Annotated in this window: 18 protein-coding genes; 11 read left to right on the top strand and 7 right to left on the bottom strand. The window is 65.0% G+C overall.

Features of this window, described 5'->3' with window-relative positions:
* Positions 1-87 precede the first annotated feature (87 nt).
* Both ACS7SF_RS19820 and ACS7SF_RS19815 read right to left on the bottom strand, forming a co-directional pair.
* A complete protein-coding gene (locus ACS7SF_RS19820) occupies positions 88-447 on the bottom strand; it encodes a hypothetical protein (protein WP_439893851.1) in 360 nt (119 codons plus the stop codon).
* 11 nt (positions 448-458) lie between these two features.
* Entirely contained in the window at positions 459-1,220 is a 762-nt protein-coding gene (locus tag ACS7SF_RS19815; RefSeq protein ID WP_439893850.1) for a sulfite exporter TauE/SafE family protein, read from the bottom strand.
* A gap of 130 nt (positions 1,221-1,350) precedes the next feature.
* Between ACS7SF_RS19815 and ACS7SF_RS19810 the strand changes: the two genes are divergently transcribed.
* The 3 genes from ACS7SF_RS19810 to ACS7SF_RS19800 all read left to right on the top strand — a co-directional run bounded on the left by ACS7SF_RS19810 (position 1,351) and on the right by ACS7SF_RS19800 (position 4,736).
* Positions 1,351-2,235 carry a LysR substrate-binding domain-containing protein gene (locus ACS7SF_RS19810; protein WP_439893849.1) on the top strand — a complete coding sequence of 295 codons (885 nt, stop codon included), beginning with the start codon at positions 1,351-1,353 and terminating at the stop codon, positions 2,233-2,235.
* Positions 2,236-2,372: 137 nt separating this feature from the next.
* The gene (locus tag ACS7SF_RS19805) at positions 2,373-2,906 is read left to right on the top strand and encodes a hypothetical protein (RefSeq protein WP_439893848.1); all 534 of its coding nucleotides are present in this window, start codon (positions 2,373-2,375) and stop codon (positions 2,904-2,906) included.
* 120 nt (positions 2,907-3,026) lie between these two features.
* On the top strand, positions 3,027-4,736 hold the full coding sequence (locus tag ACS7SF_RS19800; RefSeq protein WP_439893847.1) for an AMP-binding protein: 1,710 nt from the start codon (positions 3,027-3,029) through the stop codon (positions 4,734-4,736).
* Positions 4,737-4,841: 105 nt separating this feature from the next.
* On the opposite strand, the gene ACS7SF_RS19795 is transcribed toward ACS7SF_RS19800, so the two are convergent.
* Positions 4,842-5,183, bottom strand: a complete 342-nt coding sequence (locus tag ACS7SF_RS19795) for a DUF1488 family protein (RefSeq protein WP_426399966.1) — start codon at positions 5,181-5,183, stop codon at positions 4,842-4,844.
* 896 nt (positions 5,184-6,079) lie between these two features.
* On the opposite strand from ACS7SF_RS19795, the gene ACS7SF_RS19790 reads away from it, so the two are divergent.
* The 3 genes from ACS7SF_RS19790 to ACS7SF_RS19780 all read left to right on the top strand — a co-directional run bounded on the left by ACS7SF_RS19790 (position 6,080) and on the right by ACS7SF_RS19780 (position 10,438).
* Entirely contained in the window at positions 6,080-7,126 is a 1,047-nt protein-coding gene (locus ACS7SF_RS19790; protein WP_439893846.1) for a hypothetical protein, read from the top strand.
* A gap of 128 nt (positions 7,127-7,254) precedes the next feature.
* On the top strand, positions 7,255-8,847 hold the full coding sequence (locus tag ACS7SF_RS19785; RefSeq protein ID WP_439893845.1) for a S53 family peptidase: 1,593 nt from the start codon (positions 7,255-7,257) through the stop codon (positions 8,845-8,847).
* On the top strand, positions 8,789-10,438 hold the full coding sequence (locus ACS7SF_RS19780; protein ID WP_439893844.1) for a S10 family peptidase: 1,650 nt from the start codon (positions 8,789-8,791) through the stop codon (positions 10,436-10,438). Before ACS7SF_RS19785 ends, ACS7SF_RS19780 begins: the two co-directional genes overlap by 59 nt.
* Positions 10,439-10,468: 30 nt before the next feature.
* On the opposite strand, the gene ACS7SF_RS19775 is transcribed toward ACS7SF_RS19780, so the two are convergent.
* Positions 10,469-10,600 (bottom strand): hypothetical protein, encoded by a 132-nt coding sequence (locus tag ACS7SF_RS19775; RefSeq protein WP_439893843.1) that lies wholly within the window; start codon positions 10,598-10,600, stop codon positions 10,469-10,471.
* Between the two features lie 454 nt (positions 10,601-11,054).
* Here ACS7SF_RS19775 and ACS7SF_RS19770 point away from each other — a divergent pair, with 454 nt between their 5' ends.
* Positions 11,055-11,201 carry a hypothetical protein gene (locus ACS7SF_RS19770; protein ID WP_439893842.1) on the top strand — a complete coding sequence of 49 codons (147 nt, stop codon included), beginning with the start codon at positions 11,055-11,057 and terminating at the stop codon, positions 11,199-11,201.
* A gap of 105 nt (positions 11,202-11,306) precedes the next feature.
* Here the strand turns inward: ACS7SF_RS19770 and ACS7SF_RS19765 are convergent, their stop codons facing one another.
* Positions 11,307-11,933, bottom strand: coding sequence for an FMN-dependent NADH-azoreductase (locus ACS7SF_RS19765; protein ID WP_439893841.1), 627 nt, complete (start codon positions 11,931-11,933; stop codon positions 11,307-11,309).
* 139 nt (positions 11,934-12,072) lie between these two features.
* Here ACS7SF_RS19765 and ACS7SF_RS19760 point away from each other — a divergent pair, with 139 nt between their 5' ends.
* Both ACS7SF_RS19760 and ACS7SF_RS19755 read left to right on the top strand, forming a co-directional pair.
* Positions 12,073-13,041, top strand: a complete 969-nt coding sequence (locus tag ACS7SF_RS19760; RefSeq protein ID WP_439893840.1) for a LysR family transcriptional regulator — start codon at positions 12,073-12,075, stop codon at positions 13,039-13,041.
* Between the two features lie 89 nt (positions 13,042-13,130).
* Entirely contained in the window at positions 13,131-14,702 is a 1,572-nt protein-coding gene (locus ACS7SF_RS19755; protein WP_439893839.1) for an MDR family MFS transporter, read from the top strand.
* Between the two features lie 43 nt (positions 14,703-14,745).
* Here ACS7SF_RS19755 and ACS7SF_RS19750 read toward each other — a convergent pair whose 3' ends face one another.
* Positions 14,746-15,642, bottom strand: coding sequence for an oxygenase MpaB family protein (locus tag ACS7SF_RS19750; protein WP_439893838.1), 897 nt, complete (start codon positions 15,640-15,642; stop codon positions 14,746-14,748).
* A gap of 161 nt (positions 15,643-15,803) precedes the next feature.
* Between ACS7SF_RS19750 and ACS7SF_RS19745 the strand changes: the two genes are divergently transcribed.
* Positions 15,804-16,718 (top strand): hypothetical protein, encoded by a 915-nt coding sequence (locus ACS7SF_RS19745; RefSeq protein WP_439893837.1) that lies wholly within the window; start codon positions 15,804-15,806, stop codon positions 16,716-16,718.
* A 15-nt stretch (positions 16,719-16,733) separates the two neighbouring features.
* Here the strand turns inward: ACS7SF_RS19745 and ACS7SF_RS19740 are convergent, their stop codons facing one another.
* Positions 16,734-17,165 carry a PGDYG domain-containing protein gene (locus tag ACS7SF_RS19740; protein ID WP_426399975.1) on the bottom strand — a complete coding sequence of 144 codons (432 nt, stop codon included), beginning with the start codon at positions 17,163-17,165 and terminating at the stop codon, positions 16,734-16,736.
* Between the two features lie 337 nt (positions 17,166-17,502).
* On the opposite strand from ACS7SF_RS19740, the gene ACS7SF_RS19735 reads away from it, so the two are divergent.
* On the top strand, positions 17,503-19,149 hold the full coding sequence (locus tag ACS7SF_RS19735) for a hypothetical protein (protein ID WP_439893836.1): 1,647 nt from the start codon (positions 17,503-17,505) through the stop codon (positions 19,147-19,149).
* Positions 19,150-19,160: the final 11 nt, after the last annotated feature.

Raw genomic sequence — 19,160 nt, 5'->3', positions numbered from 1 at the left:
GGGGGGCAGGCCCTTTTTATAATGGCTTCGCTTTGTGAATTCCGGCGCATTGCTCATTCACAAAGCACACCCGACCATCTTTCGTCGTCAAAGGCTGAAGATGTTAAGCCCGCCCGCCCCCCGGCCCGCGGGCTTTTTCTTTGCCCGGCCCACACTGCGAGGGGGCGGATGATAGCGCGGCTTCAGCGCGCTGTCGCGTGCGGCGAAGGGGGGGTATGCGGCGGCGGCTCTTTCTGCATCGTCCGATGCTGCGCTCAGGCCTACGGCCGCCGCGGCAAGCAGAATCGCCACGCCGCGGGCGATGTAGAAAATCGTTTGCGCGCTGATCCACTCCGGTTTATCGACGCGTGTTTCCGCGGCACGGGCCGTGTGTCGCAGTGTTGAATCACGATGCCTGCGTGGCACGCGGGTGCGGTGAGCCGGATGAATCTGTTGCATGTGGGACATGGCAGTTCTCCTCATGCTGATGCGTGCGACCAGGCGCGCCAGAACAGCAGCGCCGTCATCGAAAAGCCGAAGGTGGAAATCAGCGCCCGCACCAGCGGCACGGGCAAACGCTTGCCGACGTGCGCCCCGACATAGCCGCCCAACGCAGCGGCCACCAGCATCACCAAGGTCTGCGGCCACCAGACCATTTTCGCCAGCGCAAAACACAGCACGGCGACGAGGTTGGTGGCACCCACCAGCAACGTGCGCGAGGCATTCAGGGCTTTGATGTCGTCGTGGCCCAGCAGCGCCCACACGGCCATCATCATGATGCCGACCGCGCCGCCAAAGTAGCCGCCGTAAACGGCCAGCACGCCCTGTGCGAGGAGCAGCGTTGATCGACCGATCCGAACGCGTTGGCGCAGCCAAGCCCCGGCTTGCCTGCCGAACGTAAACGCCAGCGACCCCACCAGAAGCAACCACGGCACGATGAAGTCGAACGCGCGCGATGAGGTCGTCATCAGCAGCAGTGCCCCCAGCAGCCCTCCGGCCAGACTCACCGCAACCATGGTGCGCATAGGCACTTGCTCGAACCCGCGATAGTCCGCTCGATATGCCCAAGCGGATGTCGCCGCACCGGGCAGCAGCGCCACGGTGCTCGACGCATTGGCAGACACGGAGGGCACGCCCGCAAACATCAGTGCGGGCAGGGTGACAAACGAGCCGCCGCCCGCCAGCGCATTCATCGTGCCGGCGAGCAGGCCCGCGCCAAACAGCAGCGTGGCGGATTCCATTGGGGGCGAAGGTTGGGGTTGTTGTATTGGAGGTGCCTCAGTTTCTGGCACTGGCGATGCCCGCACAATCTGCGATAAATTGATGGAGCCTCAGGCTGGCACTGAGGCTCATGCTCCTATTGAGACCACCGTGCGCTTCGACCTGACCGACCTCCGGCTTTTTCTGTACACCGCTGAAGCCGGCAGCATCACCGCCGGCGCCGAGCGTGCGCATTTGACGCTGGCCTCCGCCAGTGCGCGCATCCGGGGCATGGAGGACACGCTGGGCGTACCGCTGCTCACGCGCAACCGGCGCGGCGTGGAGGTGAACGCCGCAGGCCGCACGCTGGTCCACCACGCGCGCGTTGTGTTGCAGCAGATGGACCGCATGCGCGGCGAGTTGGGCGAATATGCGCGTGGCCTCAAGGGCTATGTGCGGCTGCTGTCCAACACCGCCGCCATGACCGAGTTCCTGCCCGAAGCCTTGAGCGCCTTCCTGGCCGCACATCCCGAAGTCGACATCGACCTGGAAGAGCTGGTCAGCCATGAGATTGTCGAGGCGATTGCGCAGGGGCGGGCGGACATCGGCATCGTCAATGACGCGGTGGATCTGTCGGGGCTGCAGACCTTTCCATTTCGCCATGACCGGCTGGTATTGGTGACGGCGCGTGACCATCCGCTGGCCGAGCGTCGCGAGCTGAGTTTCGTCGAAACCTTGCAGGAAGATTTCGTCGGTCTGACGGGTGACAACGCCTTGCAGGCTTACCTGGCAGGGCACGCCGCGCGCGCGGGCTGCCGGCTCAAGTACCGCGTGCGGCTGCGCAGCTTTGACGCGGTCTGCCGCATGGTGGAGCGTAACGTTGGGGTGGGTGTCATCCCCGAGCGGGCGGCGATCCGGCTGCAGCGTTCCATGGGCATCCGTCGGGTGCGCCTGACGGATGCCTGGGCGACGCGTCTGCTGCGCATTTGCGTACGCAGTGTCGATGATCTGCCGGTGTTTGCGCGGCAACTGATCGAGCATTTGCGCGAGGCCTGACGCCACAGCCCGTCCGTCATTCGGACGAGGCGTGCTGTTTGAACTCGCACGGGGCACCCTGCCTCGGTACACTGCAAGCAGTTGCGGTCGCCTCAGCATGCGGCGCTGCATCCACCCTTCCGCTGATGGAGCGCATCATGGCGTCTGCCGGTGTTCCCCCGCGTGTTCCCCCGAAGGCTCCTCAAATCGGCCTGCTGCATGCCGCGCGTGCGCTGCGCATCTATCGGCGCCACGAGATCAACGCGCTGGCGTGGATCGCGCTGGGCGTCTGCCTGCGCAGTCCGGCGCCGATGGCAGCCATCAGCGTGGCGTTGCTGATCGTGTGCGCATGGTCGCTCACCCGGCATATCCAATATCTTAAGCCCCTGTATGAATTGCCCGTGTTCAGCCGCGTGCTGACGCATTGCGGCATGGCGTTTGCGGCTATCAGCGCAGCCTTGCTGGCGGTGGAATTGGCAACAGGGGCAGGGCGGGGCGCATGGTTCGATGCGGATGGCTGGCTGGCGATCGCCTGGCCGCAGATTCTGCCGGACGTCTCTGGCACGGTCGAGTTGATGCTGGTGAGCGCCCAATGGTTGGCCGTGCTCGCCATCGTGGCGGCGGCCACGGCCTGGGCTTGGCTGAGCCTGGGTGGCGGCCGGTCGCTGCGTTTTCCGCCACGCTCGCAATGAGCGCAGCCCGGGTGAACCCGGGTTGGTCTGGCGGAAGATTTCCTTCTATATAGATGCGTGGCAGGTGCGTTTTTCCAGCGCCCGGACGAGGCGCGTGCAATGCAATGACAGGAGACAGGCATGACATCGCTGGATGCCTTTCTGCGGTGCCGCGACTTTCTGCTCGCGCACCGTGAGGACTACGACACCGCCGTGCGCGATTTCGCATGGCCTGTGCTGGACCAATTCAACTGGGCACTTGACTATTTCGACACCATGGCGCGCGGCAACGACGCCATCGCGCTGTGGGTGGTGGACGATCAGGGCAACGAGACGCGTCTGTCCTTCGCGCAGATGGCGGAGCGCTCGGCCCGCGTGGCCAACCACTTGCGGGCACTCGGCGTGCAGCGTGGCGATCGTATCCTGCTCATGCTCGGCAACGTGCCCGCGCTGTGGGATGTGATGCTCGCCAGCATCAAGGTAGGCGCGGTCATCATCCCTGCCACCACGCTGCTCACGGCAGAAGACCTGCGCGAACGCATTGCCATGGGCGCGGTGAGCCACGTGGTGGCGGGCGCAACCGATTGCGCCAAGCTCGATGCCGTATCGGGCACGTTCACGCGCATTGCTGTGGGGTCACATACCTGCGCGGACAAGGCACCGGCTGGCTGGCACCGCTTTGAAGACGCCTACGCCGCATCGCCGGAGTTCACGCCCGAGGCGCCCACGCAGGCGAGCGACCCGTTGCTGCTGTATTTCACCTCCGGCACCACATCCAAACCCAAGCTGGTGATGCATACGCATGCGAGCTACCCGGTGGGGCATTTTTCCACGCTGTACTGGATTGGCCTGCGCCCGGGCGATGTGCACTGGAACATCAGCTCGCCTGGCTGGGCAAAGCATGCGTGGAGCTGCTTCTTCGCGCCATGGAATGCTGGCGCCACGGTTTTCATCTACAACTACGCGCGTTTTGAGCCCAAGGCCGCGCTGGACGTGCTCTGCCGCGCCAAGGTGACGACGCTGTGCGCGCCGCCTACCGTGTGGCGCATGCTGATCCAGGAGGATCTGGCCGCCTGGAAACCCGCGCTGCGCGAACTCGTAGGCGCGGGCGAGCCGCTCAACCCGGAAGTCATTGAGCGTGTGCGCGCGGCTTGGGGAATCACCATCCGCGATGGCTACGGCCAGACGGAAACCACCTGCCAGATCGGCAACAGCCCAGGGCAGCCAGTCAAACCGGGCTCGATGGGCCGGCCGTTGCCGGGCTACCGAATCACCCTGCGTGACCCCGACGGCCTCGAGGCCGAAGAAGGCGAGATCTGCATCGAATTGAATTCACGCCCGACGGGTTTAATGGACAGCTATGCCGGTAATGCCGACAAAACTGCCGAGGCGATGCGTGGCGGCGTGTATCACACCTCCGACATTGCCGCGCGCGATGCCTCCGGCTACCTGACCTACGTTGGCCGTGCCGATGACGTGTTCAAGGCATCGGACTACCGCGTGAGCCCGTTTGAGCTCGAAAGCGTATTGATTGAGCACCCCGCCATCGCCGAGGCGGCCGTGGTGCCAAGCCCGGATCCGGTGCGTCTGGCTGTGCCGAAAGCGTTCCTGGTGCTACGAGCGGGCCACGAAGCGGGGCCGGCACTGGCGCAAGACATCCTGCAGTTTTGCCGCAACCGATTGGCGTCGTACAAGCGCGTGCGCCGCATTGAATTTGCCGATTTGCCCAAGACCATCTCAGGCAAGATCCGGCGTGTCGAACTGCGCCTGCGTGAAGCCGCGCGCAGCGAAAGCGCCGCGGGTGTGCGCAACGTGCAGGAATACTGGGAAGAAGATTTCCCGGCAGATTGATCTGCGCTTGGCGCCTGGTATTTCACGCCTCGCGCCGCGCGCATGGGCACCCGCGGAACGTGCGACCCCCCGACCGCACGTTCCGCTGCACCCGCGCTGGCAACTTCAGCGCGATGAACGTGGGACCAGGCGCAACTGGCGCGAACGGTCCAGATCGTAGGCAGGTACGCCGCCATGCGGCAGCGACGCACGCGAAGCGGCCAGGTCGCGGCCGCGCACGATGACGGGTGCCAGCGTGCCGGCACGGATCAAGTCCGATGCGGCCAATTCGATCCAGTCGCGGTAGCTGCGATAGACGTCTTCAGCGGTGGCTTTTTGATGTGCGCAATCGCACAGTGACAGGGCTTCGGACGTGACAAAACAACTCACGACCTTGCCGTCGACGATGGCTTGAAAGAACAGGTCTCCTACAGACCTGAAAGTCTTACCGGTGAACGAGATGTTCATGATGCTCCCCCCATTGATCAGGCGCGCCACGTGGCCGGCGTGCCCCACATGCCGCTTGCGCGGCGCATTTTGATCACATGCGGGAGCGTGTTTTCCGAATGGAGGGATGACGATGCCCCGGACCCTCAATCTTTCCGGATGCAATTTGACCCATGAAACTGGTCAGACAACCCCTCGGTGCCGCTAAGCGGTCTAATCAATTCGGTGTTATTCCAGCGGTTAGCTCTCGCGCTGCGACCTTCCCCGTACAAATCCTGCTTAGTGTTTTTTTAGCTACCACAACTTGTGCAACAGAATGCCACCCGCACCCACCGCGGCCGAAATCGCGCACAACCACCACAAAACGGCTGGGGTGCGGAGTGCTGACATGCGCGATGGAAGAAAAAGGCGGCGCCGCGTTGGAATGGTTTGCCAGTTCGCCGAATGTGCCGAATGGCGCTCCCAACCCCAGCGGGCAGAGATTCCCGCGCTTCCCCGTCTGATTGTTCCCATGGCTGGCTCCCGAAGCGAAATTCGCTGCGTATTTACTTTTATTTAATTCTGGCTTTCTGAGTTTGCATTCTAGGACACTGTTGGCGGAGCGCTAGGTGGCCTTGGCATGATTTTTCTCGTCCATTTGGCTCATAAACGAGTGGTCTAGGACATATCGGGGGAGGGAATATGCGGAGCTTTTCCTAAGTGCCGCTGGAAAGGGATTATCCGATACGCAAACGCTTACGTTTTCAAACGGAAAACGTATGCCATCGCAAGGGTGCTGCAAGGTGATGGGGTTGTACTCCTGGCCCGCAAACGCTCGTGCGGTTATGCGGTCACAAGCTGGGAAAGCCGCCAGCGCTGCTGTAGAGTGCTGGCGGCCTTGATAGGCAGAGTAAGAGGCAGAACAAGCAGGAATCGATATGACGCAAGCAAGACGCGCCAGGACACGCCAGGCGCTGGCAACGTGGGTACCGCGCGCGATGGCAGTGCTGGGTGCGGCGGGGCCGATGGTGGCGCACGCTCAGGAGCCCAGCCTGGCAACCCGGCGGGCCGCGGTGGAAGCGACGCTCGCGCATGCTGGCAGTTGCCAGCGCCTGGGCGATTACTACTGGGAGATCGGCGACGCCCAGGGCGTGCTGATGCGCGGCCAGCAAGGGCAGCGCGTGGGTGCCAACAAAACCGTGCGGTTGGCATCGGCTTCCAAGTGGGTGTTTGGTACGTATGTGGTGGAGCGTGCGGGCGGCAAGCCCACGCCAGCCGAGATCGACGCGCTGACGATGCGCTCCGGCTATGACGCGCTCAACCCGCTGCTATGCAATCGCAATGACACCGTGCAGAGCTGCTTTCAGCGCGGGCGCAACGCCACGTTCACGCCGGGCCATGTCGGCCGGTTCAGCTACAACGGTGGGCATGATCAGAAGCTGCTGATGGACTTCGGCCAAGGCGCCGCCGATGCCGCCACGCTCACCGAAGACCTGGAGCGCGAACTCGCGCACGCCCCGGGTCTGCGCGATGCCGAGAAACCGCTGGGCATTCGCTACCTTGCACCCGAGCCGGGCGGCGGCATGATCGCCACCCCGGCGGCATACGGGCAATTTCTGCGCCGCTTGATGCGTGGCGATTACCTGCTCGGCAAGATGCTCGGCCAGCATGCCGTCTGCACCGAGCCCGGCAGTTGCCCCACGGCCGTCAGCACGCCAGCGTCGCAGCCCTGGCATTACGCGCTGAACTATTGGATCGAAGATCAGCCCGGCGGCGATGGTGCTTATAGCTCGCCGGGTGCGTTCGGGTTCTATCCGTGGATTACCGCGGACAAACGCCACTACGGCATGCTCGTGCGCGAGACGTTAGGCGCCCGCGCCTACGTGCGCAGCGCGGCGTGCGGCGCGCTCATCCGCCGTGCGTTTGCAGAGGGCCGGCCGCAACATCCGCCCGTTGAGCGCGATTCCGCAGACGGCAACGATTGATCAGTTGGGCGGGCCATCACCTCGTTGTTCAGGGATGGTGCCGTCGTTGCGCAGTGCCGATGCGACCGGTGCCGCGTGCGGCACGTAGATTGCGACGCTGAGGCCACCTTCACTCGTGGAGATGGCGTATGGCTCGGTACCCCCTGCATGGCAGTGAACGAACGATTCCGGAAGGCGCACGCATTCTTGGCGATGCGCCACCGTCCGAGCAGCTCCAGGTGCTGGTGCAGCTTCGCCGGTCCAACGCGGCTGACCTGGATGCGCGCCTCTCCGGGTTTGCACAACCCCACGCCGCCGGCACGCCGCCACCGGCACCCCTGACGCGCGAACAATGGGCTGCGCAGTTTGGCGCCGCCGCTGACGACATCCACGCCGTACAAGCTTTTGCGCAGGACCATGGTCTGCAGGTCACGCATGTGAACGGCGCGGCCGCCACCATCACGCTCGCGGGCTCTGTCGAGCAGTTCTGCCGCGCGTTTGACACACACCTGCATCGCGTGGCGCATGGCGATTGCGAATACCGCGGCCGTTCCGGCCCGTTGCGTCTGCCGGACAGCCTGAAGGATGTGGTGGTGGCTGTGCTGGGGCTGGATTCGCGCCCGCAGGCGGAGCCGCATTTCCGCTTTGTGCCCATGCCACCCGCGCCTGTGTCGATCCGGCCCGCGCGCGCTACGCCCGCGGCTTCGTATACGCCGGTGCAGCTCGCGCAGCTCTACGGTTTTCCGCAGGGGGATGGCGCCGGCCAGTGCATTGCATTGATCGAGCTCGGCGGCGGGTATCGCGAAGACGATCTGCGCGTGTACTTTCAGGAGGTCGGCGTGGCGATGCCCAAGATTGTGGACGTGCCGGTCGGGCAGGGCGCCAACCGGCCGAGCGGAGACCCGAACGGCCCCGATGGCGAGGTCGTGCTCGACATCGAGGTGGCCGGCGCTGCGGCGCCGGGTGCCACGCTGGCTGTGTACTTTGCCACCAACACCGACGCCGGCTTCGTGCAGGCCATCAACGCGGCCATCCATGACACCACGCTGCGGCCATCGGTGGTCTCCATCAGTTGGGGCGCGCCGGAAAGCCGCTGGACGCCGCAAGCGATGCAGACCGTCAATGCCGCGCTGCAGAGTGCCGCCACCATGGGCATCACGGTGTGCGCGGCATCGGGCGACAACGGCTCCAGCGACGGCCAGCCCGATCGCGCAGACCACGTCGATTTTCCTGCCTCCAGCCCCTACGCCCTGGCGTGTGGCGGCACCAGCCTGCAGGCCAGCGGCAGCCGCATCGCCGAAGAAACCGTGTGGAACGACGGCACACAAGGCGGGGCGGGCGGGGGCGGGGTCAGCGCCGTGTTTGCCGTGCCGGCCTGGCAGCAGGGCCTGGCCGCGCGGGAGACCACCGGTGCAAGCCTGCCCCTCACACAGCGTGGCGTGCCGGATGTCTCGGCCAATGCCGACCCGCTGACAGGCTATGTGGTGCGTGTGGATGGCGAGACCGGCGTCGTTGGCGGCACCAGCGCGGCCGCGCCGCTGTGGGCTGCGCTCGTTGCGCGCATCAATGCCATCAAGGGGCAGCCGGTGGGGTATCCGCACGCGCGGCTGTACCAGAACCCCGCCGCGTTCAACGACATCCAGCAGGGCAACAACGGCACCTTCGCGGCCGGCCCCGGGTGGGATGCCTGCACCGGCCTGGGCAGCCCCAAGGGCGACGCGATCGCCAACCTCTTTGAGTAGCGAGGCACGCATGACGACGACTGACCAACCGTTTTTCGACGCCACCGCCTATGGCAACGGGCCCGACGACAGCGTCACCGACACCAGCGAGGGCATGGCGATCACGCACCACACCGTGCGCATTGGGGGGCGCGACATCGCCTACACCGCGCATGCCGGCCACCTCGTCACGGTGGACCCGAGCAGCTCGAAGCCCGTGGCCAAGATGTTCCATGTCGCGTTTCTGGCCGATGCGCCGGCGGGCGGTGCGCAGGCCCGCCCCGTGACGTTTTTCTATAACGGCGGGCCGGGGTCGTCTGCCGTGTTCGTGCTGCTGGGCTCGTTCGCACCACGGCGCATCGTGACGTCGATGCCATCATTCACACCGCCCGCGCCGTATCGCATGGAAGACAACCCCGACAGCCTGCTCGATCGCTCGGACTTGGTCTTCATCAACCCGGTCGGCACCGGCTATTCGACGGCCATCGCGCCCAAGCGCAATCTCGATTTCTGGGGCGTGGATCAGGACGCGCGCAGCATCGCGCAGTTCATCAAGCGCTGGCTGACAGCCAACGATCGGTGGAACTCGCCCAAGTTTCTGTTCGGCGAGTCGTACGGCACGGCGCGTTCGTGCGTGCTGTCGTACGTGCTGCATGAAGACGGGGTCGACTTGAATGGCATCACGCTGCAGTCGTCCATCTTGGACTACACCCAGGCGGGCAACCCCGTTGGGCTGTTGCCGACGTGCGCGGCGGATGCGTGGTTCCACAAGCGCGCAGCGTCACCCCAAGGCGGGCCTTTGCCGACAGACGTGGGCGACTTTGCCGAAGCCGCCGCTGTGTTTGCCAGCACGGACTATGAAAAGGCGCTCGCCAACCCCGCGCATGCCGATCCGGCCGTGTTGAAGACGCTGTCTGCGTACACCGGTATCGACGCGGCCACGCTGCAAGGCTGGCGACTGGATGTGGCGGCCGCCGATGGTGCGGGCACGTCGCTGTTCCTCACCACGCTGCTGGCCGACAAGGGCTTGTCGCTGGGCGCCTACGACGGCCGCGTCACGGGCATCCACACCGGCATTGCGGCCAGCGTGGACCCGAATTCCGGCGGCAACGATCCGACCATGACGGCGGTATCCGGCGTGTACACGGCGATGTGGAACACGTATCTGAATGACGACCTGAAGTACACGTCCAACTCCGCCTTCACAGATTTGAACGACCAGGCCTTCCGTCATTGGGACTTTCGTCACACCGATCCGACCGGCGCGCAGAAGGGGCTCGATGCGAACGGCAACGTCGCCCTCTACACCGCCGGCGATCTTGCCGCCACGATGAGCTTGAACGTGGATCTGAAGGTGTTTTCCGCCAACGGCTATTACGACTTCGTCACGCCGTTCTACCAGACGATGCTCGACCTGAAGTCGATGCCGCTGCTGGATGCGGATGTGCGCAAGAACCTGTCGGCCGGCTTCTACCCGTCGGGGCACATGGTGTATCTGGATGGCGCGTCGCGGACGGCGTTGAAGGCCGACCTGACCAAGCTCTACGACGCCGCCACGGCAGACCACCAAGCGGTTGCCCGCATCCGCACGCTACAGGCGCGCAAGGCGTGAGCGGCGGATGCGGCTGTCACCAAACGATGATCAATAGCCGCGGTAATACGGGTGATAGTGCGGGCGGTCGTAGTAGTAGCCGCCCGCCGGCACGACCACGCATGCGCTGAGTGCGGAAGCCGCTGCTGCGGCAAGAACCAGTAGGGCGAGGGTGCGTTTCATGATGCGGCTCCGGGGTTATCGTTGGACCTGCATCGACTGTATGGAAACCCCTCGCAACCGCGCATTACCGTTTGTAAGAAAAACTCGGGCGCCCTGGCGAGCCAATGACGGCGCACGCTGTGCCCGCATGGGGGACACCTCTGCGGCGGTAACTTGCCGTTACCTTTGCGAACACACCGTGAAGCGACGCTCTCGTCGCGGCTTGTCTACGTGGCGCCACAACGTTGCACGAAATTGTCGATGGCGTATTGACAGAACACAGAGATAAGCCGGAAATAGAGCAAACGGCAAACGTTGGGCACTCAAGTTCGAAGGCTTGGCGCCAATAGCCGTTCATATAGACAGATGTCAGGGCGCGTTGAAGGATCAATGTAGCCCTGCGGGGACTACACGGTGCGCGCCGCCATTAGGGGCGATAGGTGCGCATCGGCAACACGTGTCGGGGGAACGCATCATGACGACTTTTCTGGAATCCACCATTGCCTGGGTTGTGCCGTGCCTGATCGCCACCGCGATCGTTGCGCCAGTCATGTGGCGCAAGTTGCGCACACGCCGCGCGCTCGAAGCCATCCACCACGCGCGCGAGAATCGCGAAGAGTGATGCGTTGACCGAAGACCGGCTACGCCAGTCTTCTCAACTTGGGAAAACAGCAACGGGCGCCCGCAGCTACGCGGCGCCCGTTTGCTTTGGTGCCGCTCTGGTTGATTAGGCAGCCACGGCTTGGCCGACCACGTCGCGCATGGCGGCGTGGGCGGCTGCCATGGCTTGCGTGCGGGCATCCGGGCCCATCGCCAGCCCTTCGGCGCGCACGAACTGCACGTCCGTGATGCCGATGAAGCCGAACACGGCCTTCAGATAGGCTTCCTGGAAATCGACAGCGCCCGCAGGGCTGTTCGAATGGATGCCGCCGCGCGTGGAGGCGACGATGACCTTCTTGCCGCTAGCCAGGCCCACCGGGCCCTTTTCCGTGTACTTGAACGTGCGGCCGGCCTGCGCCACACGGTCGATCCACGCCTTGAGCTGGCTCGGCACCGAGAAGTTGTACATCGGTGCGCCGACCACGATCACATCACTGGCGAGCAGCTCGCTGACGAGCGCTTCCGAACGGGCGTGCTCGGCGCGGGTGGCGTCGTCGAAGTCATCGGCGCCCGTTGCGCGGAATCCGGCGGCGATGGCGCCATCCAGGTGGGGAATGGCTTCCACGGCCAAGTCACGGTGTACGACGGTGGCGCTGGGGTTGTCGCGGCGCAGTTCGTCGACGATGGCGGCGGTCAGGATGCGCGAGGCCGAGGCGTCACCGAGGATGCTCGAATCGATGTGAAGGACTTGCATGGTGTCTCTCCAAGAAAAAGGTGGGTTGCTGGAAAGATAGTGCGGTGCAGCGAGTTCCAGTAGTGGGTTGAATCGACACTCATCGTTCTATGAGTGGGACAATGCGCAGATTCGACTATTCGCCGCTCGGAGAAACGCCATGGAGGATTTGAACGACCTCGTCCTGTTTGCCAGTGTGGTGACGCACGGCAGCTTTTCGGGCGCGGCGCGGGCGTTGGGCATTCCCAAATCGCGGGTCAGCCGCCGCGTGGCTGATCTGGAGGCCCGGCTGGGCGTGCGGCTGCTGCAGCGCTCCACGCGCGCGGTGCACGTGACGGACGTGGGCTCGGCGTTCTACGCGCATTGCGAGTCGATGACGCAGGCCGCGCGCGCCGCCTTCGAAGTGGCCGAGCACGCGGGCGAAAAGCCCTCCGGCCGCCTGCGCGTGAGCTGCCCGGTGGGCGTGGCGCACGTGTTCATTGCCCCGGTGCTGTCGAAATTCCTGCGTGCGCAGCCCGAAGTGCGGCTCGAACTGGACGTGACCAACCGCCGGGTGGACGTGATTGGCGACGGCTATGACGTGGCGCTGCGTGTGCGCTCGACGCTGGACGACTCCAACCTGGTGGTGCGCAGCTTTGGCGTGAGCGACCAGGTGCTGGTGGCCAGCCCGTCGTTTGTGGCGGAGCACGGTCCGTTTGACAGCCCGGAATCGATGCGCGGGGCGACCGGTGTCGGCGTGGGTGGCGCGGCTGGCGAGCGCGCGCGCTGGCGGCTCACCAGCCCTGAAGGTGGCGCCATCGATGTGGACTACACCCCTGCGCTGATCACCGACGACCTGTACCTGATGAGCCAGGTTGCGCTGGAGGGCATCGGTATCGCGCAGTTGCCGTTCAACCTCTGTGCCAGGGCCATCCGCGATGGCCGGCTCGTTGTGCTGCTACCGGGTTACCGCTTGCCCGCGCATCAGTTTCACGCGGTGTTTCCTTCGCGTCGCGGGCTGGTGCCGGCGGTGCGGGCGTTTATCGAATTCCTCGCCGAAGAGCTGCCCGATGTAACGGCGAAGGTCAGCCGCTGCTATGCGGATATCGCCCAACGCGCCCAAGGCAACCCGCCGCACCCCGATCGTTGACCCTGCAACGATTGACGATCAGCAGTATCATCAACGGCTTCATTTCGTTGTTTGTGTGGACGCCCGCGACGGTGTCTGCGCAGCCTCCCATGTCCTCCCGCCCCAGCATTGAGCCGCCCCAGCCGGACACTCCCATTGCGTCGTTGACCGACCCGCTTGGCACGCCGCCCGTCCCAGAGATTCCGGTGATGGTCGTGATGGGCGGGCTGATGCTCGCCATCTTGCTGGGCGCGCTGGAGCAGACCATCGTGGCGGTGGCGCTGCCCGTTATCGCTGGCGAATTCAACGGCTTCGCGCTGATGGCGTGGGTGGTGTCGGCGTATCTGGTGGCGTCGACGGTGGTCACGCCCATCTACGGCAAGCTGAGTGACTTGTATGGCCGCCGCGCCATGCTCACCACGGCGATTGCGTTGTTCGTGCTGGCCTCGGTGGCGTGCGCGCTGGCGACCAGCATGCCGATGCTGCTCGTCGCGCGCGTACTGCAGGGGTTGGGCGGCGGCGGGCTGATCTCGGTGGCGCAGGCCACCATTGCCGACGTGGTGCCACTGCGCGAGCGTGGCCGCTACCAGGGCTATGTCAGCGGCATGTGGGCCATGGCGAGCCTGGCTGGTCCGGTGATCGGCGGTTATCTCACGCACTACCTGTCGTGGCGCTGGATCTTCTGGATCAACCTGCCGCTGGGCATCGTTGCGTTGTGGGTGGTGCGCCGCACCCTGCGCCATTTGCCGGTGGCGCATCAGCGTCGGCCGATTGATGTGCCGGGCGTCGTCCTGTTTGCGGTCGGGCTGACCGCGCTGCTGCTGATGATCACCCGCGTGGGGCAGGGCGTGCCGCTCACGCAGCCGGACAACCTGGGCCTGCTGGTGGCCGCCGTGGTGGTGCTGGGCGCGTTCGTCTGGCAGGAAAACCGCGCGGCCGAGCCGATCATTCCACTGTCGATGTTCCGCGTACGCACGGTCACGATCTGCTGTCTGGCGCTGTTTCTGTGCTTCTTCCAGTTGATTGCCACGTCGGTGCTGATGCCGCTGCGCTTTCAGATGGTGGCTGGCGCCAGCCCCGATGCGGCGGCGCTGCGGTTGGTGCCGCTGACGCTGTCCATTCCGTTTGGCGCCTTCGTGGCCGGCAAGTGGATGTCGCACAGCGGCCGCTACAAGCCGTTGATGCTGGGCGGCGCCTGTGTGGTGCCGTTCGCCATCGTCGCGCTGGGGCTGCTGGACCCGCACAACGTCTGGGCGCTTACGCTGGCAATGATCGTGCTGGGCCTGGGCATTGGCGTGCAGTTTCCGACCGGCCTGGTGGCCACGCAGAACGCCGTATCGCCGCAAACGGTGGGCCTGGCGACGGCGCTCACGGCGTTCTCTCGTCTATTGGGCGGCGCGGTGGGCGTGGCGGTGCTGACGTCGGTACTGATTGCGCTGCTGCGCCAGGCCGCGCCCGAAGCCCAGGTGGCGGCGGGTGGTGATTTGCTGATGGATCTGTTCCACGCGGCGCTCGCCAGCAAGGGGGCTGATGCGCAGGCGCTGCAACGCGCGGGTGAGAGCGCCTTCCGGCATCTGTTCTTCTTCGCGGCGGCGGTGTCCGCTATTTCGCCCCTACTGCTTGTGCGGCTGGAGGAGAAGACGCTGCGCGGTAAGGTGTCGCTCGCGGAGGCGGTGGACTGAGCTTGCTGCGGTAACCGACAATCAGCCGGCAGTCAGCCGGCAGTCAGCCGGCCGCCGGCATCAACGCGCGGCGCCGGGCCTTGCGCACGACGCTGCCTTCATACAGCGCCCAACGCAGCGTGGGCGCCACGGTGCGCATGGCGGCGGACGCCAGCGCCGCACGCAACGGCGGCGGCTTGAGATCCAGCATCTGCATGGCCCACGGTGGCAGCAACTGGATGCCGGCATCCAGAAACAGGCGCACCGCCGGTTTCAGCCCAGGGCGGGGCACCGGCCAGTTCATCAACACATCGACTACCGTGCGGGTGCGGTCGCTGGCGACCAGTTCCGCACGCATGGCGTTCAGATAGTCGCGGATGGCCGCGCGGGATTTCGGTACATCGCGCGCGCCGAGCAACTCGGCCACCAGCGCGGTCTCTTCAAAGTAGCGGTCCTGATCGGCGCCGCTCAGGCCGCTATCCACATAGCGCAGATAGCCCGCCAGGAAGCTCGACATTTCGGCCACGTGCACCCAGGTCAGCAGGTCTGGGTCGTTGGCGGAATAGGGGCGGCCGTCAGGTGCGATGCCCCGTACGCGGTCATGGATGACCTTGACGTGCTCGATCAGCGCCAGCGCATCGTGTCGGCTGCCGTAGGTGGTGCCGGCCACGAATTGTGCGGTGCGGCCCAGGCGGCCCTGCAAGTCTTCACGAAAGTTGGAGTGGTCCCACACGCCGGCCAGCGCACGCGGGTGCAGTGTTTGCAAGAGCAATGCGCTGATGCCGCCCGCCATCATCGAAGGGAAATCGGCATGGACTTTCCAGCAGACGGCGTCGGGGCCAAACAGGCCGGGGTCCCCGGGCGGCGAGGCGAGGTCGAGCGAGAGCCCGCCGCTGGCGCGTGTCAGGCCGCGGACCTGGTTGGCGATGCGTTCGCGCAGGATGGCAAGCGGGGAAGGCATGGTGCCGAATGGCAAGCGAAGAAACTTCTATTTTAACGACGCACTGCACCACGCGCCGCGATGACAGAACGCCGCACGCAGTGCACAACGGCTGGGAACGTTTGTTGCGCACCGCAAGCGGTAGTGCCTCCTAGAATGCAAAGACGACTCGCGAACCCGCTATGCCTATGCTCCCCCATCGATACACCGCCTGGCTGGGCTGGATGGCCCTGGCGCTGGCCGGTTTCTGCCTCGGCCCCACGGCGCACGCCGAAAGCGCCGCCTCTTTGCGTGATCGCTATCAGACGCTGGCGCCGCAACTGGCCGACAACCCGTTTCACCGGCCGCTGGTCCTGGACTCCACCGAGTCGCCTGACCGGCTCAAGAGCGATATCTACAGCGTGCTCGACTATCCCTTTGCCACCGTCAGCGGCGCACTGAACGACCCAGCACAGGGTGCCCCCAACTGGTGCGACGTACTGATCCTGCATCTGAATATCAAGTATTGCCACGCCACCCAGGGCGCCAACGGCAGCGTGCTCAACGTGAACCTGGGCCGCAAGGTGGAAGAGTCACTGTCGAGCAGTTACCGGCTGGAGTTCAACTTTCACCCGGCGGCCAGCAGTGCGGACTACTTTCGCGTGGAACTCAGTGCGGCCTCCGGCCCGCTCAGCACGCGCGATTACCACATCGTGCTGGAGGCGATTCCCGCGCCGGGCGCCAGCAACCACACCTTCTTGCACCTGACCTATGCCTATGGCTATGGCACCGCCGGCCGGCTGGCGATGCGGACGTACCTGGCGACCGTGGGCAGCGGCAAGGTCGGCTTTACCAAGACGGCGGATACCTCATCGGGCACGCCCGAGTATGTGGGCGGCGTGCGTGGCTTGCTGGAGCGCAACACGATGCGCTACTACCTGGCGATCGATGCTTACCTGAAGTCGCTTTCGGCGCCGCCGGACAAGCGCCTGCAACAGCGTCTCAACACGTGGTTCAACGCTACCGAGCAATATCCGCGTCAGCTGCACGAGCTGGATCGACAGGACTACCTCGAGATGAAGCACCACGAGGTGGAGCGTCAGCAGACGGTGCAATGAATGTGGGGCCCGGTTTCAAGCCGGCCGATACACCTTGGCAAACCGCTGTGCCTGGACGACACCGTAGTCGCCGGGGGCGTATTGCAGGATCCAATCACCCGCTTGGCCGTGCAGCACGTCGCCGGCTTCGGAGCGGGCCATCGAGAACGGCGCGTCCATCTGCTTGGCCAGCACCACGCTCGGTCGATTGCGATAGGCGCCGGGCTGACCATGCGCGAGCGCGGTATCGGCGGGCAGGTATTTGGCATCGAAACGCTCACGCGAGACGACCCAGCGGTCGCCCGTTGAACCGGTGATGAGCGCATCGCCGGGGGCATAGCGGTTGGGGCCTTCGAGGCTCATCAGCTCGCCGGGGGCGTGGGCAAAGTCGACGTGGACGGTCTCGTCCTTGACGAAAGGGCGCGCAGCGGGGTCGGTGCGCAGATCAACGTGTTGCAAAGTGGGCATGCGGGTGGCGTAAGCGCGTAAGCGTAAGACGGAGCAGCGGTAAAGGCCGTAAGGGTACCGCGGATGCGGTGGCAGTGCGGTAGCGTGGAGCGCACAATAGCGCGGCCTAGTCACATGGACGCCCACCCCCGGCACGCTCACCATCGATATGCACAGCCACGCCGACCGCGCCATCGTTTCACACGAGTTGCCCGCTGTTGGTGCAGCCCCTTTGCCGGACTCAATCCCTGTCAGTCGCGATCCCGCAAGTCTTCATCTATTTGAAGGATGAATGGCGGCATGGGCTTACGCAGAATCTCTCCCACAACACACCAGAACGGACCCGAGGGAGGGAACCATGAAGCTCACACCGATCGCAATCAGCGCTGCGGCGCTTGTTTTGACTGCTGGCTTGTCCGCTTGCGGTGGCAGCGGAGATTCCGCGCCCCAGCAATCGCAGACGATCAGCGGCGTGGCCGCCACCGGCGCGGCCTTGCCCGGCGCAACAGTCAGCATTACCTGCTCGACGGGTTCGGGCACAGCCACCACGGGGGCGGATGGCAGCTATTCGGCAACGGTCACGGGCGCCAGCCTGCCTTGCGTGCTGACGGCCACCAGCGGCACGACGGTGCTGCACTCGCTGATTGCCGGTTCCGGGGCGATCACCAGTGGCGCCAAGGCCAACGTCACGCCGCTCACCGAACTGCTGCTGGCGCAATTGAGCGGGCAGGATCCGGCGAAGTACGTGGCGGCGTTCAGCGCCACCACCACGGTGAGCGCCAATGACGTGAACACCGCGCAATCCGCCTTGATTAAGGTGCTCCAGAGCGCTGGCTTTGACGCGTTGACCGTCAGCGACTTCTTGGCCGGCACGATCAGCGCGGGCACCGGCACCGTCGGCGGCAAAGACTATGACAGCGTGCTGGAAACGCTGAAGTCGACGCTGGCCAGCGCCGGTGTCACCCTGGCAGACCTGAGCACGGTGGTTGCCAGCACCAACGGCAGTTCCAGCACCGCTGCGGGCTCGACGCTTGCCACGGTGCTGGCGCCCGCCAATTCGGCCTGCCCCGCGCTCAAGAGTGGCGATCACCGGCTGATCAAATTCTCCGATGGCTCCGCGCAAGTCGTCACCATTGACGCGACCGCGCTGACCGCTGTGATCGGCGGGACGACCCGTCACCTCACCCAAGGCGCGACAGCGTGTGACTTCACGCTGGACGATACGGGCCCCACGCGTGTGTTGGTGGCCAAGTCGGGCATGGCGGTGTGGACCAACGGCACCGGCAGCACGGGCACGCTCTCGCTGTCGGTGCCCAAGCAGACTGTGGATCCGAACGCCGTCAACGGGACCTACCTCTTTGCACTCCTGGGGGGGCAAGAGCAAGGCACGTTTGGCACGAACGACTACACGAAGGGCGTCGTGACGGCCGCCACGAACTGCGCGGTCAACGCGCCTTGCGTGCCTGATCCGAATTCGCCGTTTGGGCATATGGTTGCCACATCGGATGGTGGAGTCGACTGGGTTGACGATGGCGCCTCCGCCGGTACCGTCGATGCCCACGCTTATGGGTTCAAGAATACGCAGGGGAATATGGTCTTCGTGGTTGCGCTCACCGGCGGCGGCGTGGGCATCTTCGCTCAGCAGACGACGCTGTCTCTGCCTGCCGTCGGCACGATCAACGCCTTCTGGCAAAGCAACGTCAGGGCAACCGGTCTGAGCGCGGTGACGGAAGACAGCAACACCATCACGGCGGTGAACGGCTCGACGGTGACGCGCACCTTTGCAGACAACCATACGGACCAGATCATCTACAACGATCCGTTCAACGGCCTGCGCCATCGACCCGGCACCGCGGTCTGCACGAACACGAGCGGTGCAACGGTTGCGTGCAACCAGACGTGGCAACTGCCCTTGGGTGGCCTGACGCTGGCATTGAGCGGGTCTCCGTCCGTCACGCCGTCCACGTACCAGGTGAACTTCTCGGTCAACAAGCCGGCGCAGTAACGCAACAAGCA

Source organism: Ralstonia sp. 25C, assembly GCF_051904805.1.
GTDB lineage: Bacteria > Pseudomonadota > Gammaproteobacteria > Burkholderiales > Burkholderiaceae > Ralstonia.
The sequence above is the reverse complement of the archived record's forward strand: the minus strand, read 5'-3'. Positions and strand labels throughout refer to the sequence as shown.

Bases quoted from the DNA above. Each gene is read 5' to 3' on its own strand.
- ACS7SF_RS19820 (WP_439893851.1), bottom strand. From the start codon at position 447: ATGTCCCACATGCAACAGATTCATCCGGCTCACCGCACCCGCGTGCCA.
- ACS7SF_RS19815 (WP_439893850.1), bottom strand. From the start codon at position 1,220: ATGGAATCCGCCACGCTGCTGTTTGGCGCGGGCCTGCTCGCCGGCACG.
- ACS7SF_RS19805 (WP_439893848.1), top strand. From the start codon at position 2,373: ATGGCGTCTGCCGGTGTTCCCCCGCGTGTTCCCCCGAAGGCTCCTCAA.
- ACS7SF_RS19800 (WP_439893847.1), top strand. From the start codon at position 3,027: ATGACATCGCTGGATGCCTTTCTGCGGTGCCGCGACTTTCTGCTCGCG.
- ACS7SF_RS19795 (WP_426399966.1), bottom strand. From the start codon at position 5,183: ATGAACATCTCGTTCACCGGTAAGACTTTCAGGTCTGTAGGAGACCTG.
- ACS7SF_RS19790 (WP_439893846.1), top strand. From the start codon at position 6,080: ATGACGCAAGCAAGACGCGCCAGGACACGCCAGGCGCTGGCAACGTGG.
- ACS7SF_RS19785 (WP_439893845.1), top strand. From the start codon at position 7,255: ATGGCTCGGTACCCCCTGCATGGCAGTGAACGAACGATTCCGGAAGGC.
- ACS7SF_RS19780 (WP_439893844.1), top strand. From the start codon at position 8,789: ATGCCTGCACCGGCCTGGGCAGCCCCAAGGGCGACGCGATCGCCAACC.
- ACS7SF_RS19775 (WP_439893843.1), bottom strand. From the start codon at position 10,600: ATGAAACGCACCCTCGCCCTACTGGTTCTTGCCGCAGCAGCGGCTTCC.
- ACS7SF_RS19770 (WP_439893842.1), top strand. From the start codon at position 11,055: ATGACGACTTTTCTGGAATCCACCATTGCCTGGGTTGTGCCGTGCCTG.
- ACS7SF_RS19765 (WP_439893841.1), bottom strand. From the start codon at position 11,933: ATGCAAGTCCTTCACATCGATTCGAGCATCCTCGGTGACGCCTCGGCC.
- ACS7SF_RS19760 (WP_439893840.1), top strand. From the start codon at position 12,073: ATGGAGGATTTGAACGACCTCGTCCTGTTTGCCAGTGTGGTGACGCAC.
- ACS7SF_RS19755 (WP_439893839.1), top strand. From the start codon at position 13,131: ATGTCCTCCCGCCCCAGCATTGAGCCGCCCCAGCCGGACACTCCCATT.
- ACS7SF_RS19750 (WP_439893838.1), bottom strand. From the start codon at position 15,642: ATGCCTTCCCCGCTTGCCATCCTGCGCGAACGCATCGCCAACCAGGTC.
- ACS7SF_RS19745 (WP_439893837.1), top strand. From the start codon at position 15,804: ATGCCTATGCTCCCCCATCGATACACCGCCTGGCTGGGCTGGATGGCC.
- ACS7SF_RS19740 (WP_426399975.1), bottom strand. From the start codon at position 17,165: ATGCCCACTTTGCAACACGTTGATCTGCGCACCGACCCCGCTGCGCGC.
- ACS7SF_RS19735 (WP_439893836.1), top strand. From the start codon at position 17,503: ATGAAGCTCACACCGATCGCAATCAGCGCTGCGGCGCTTGTTTTGACT.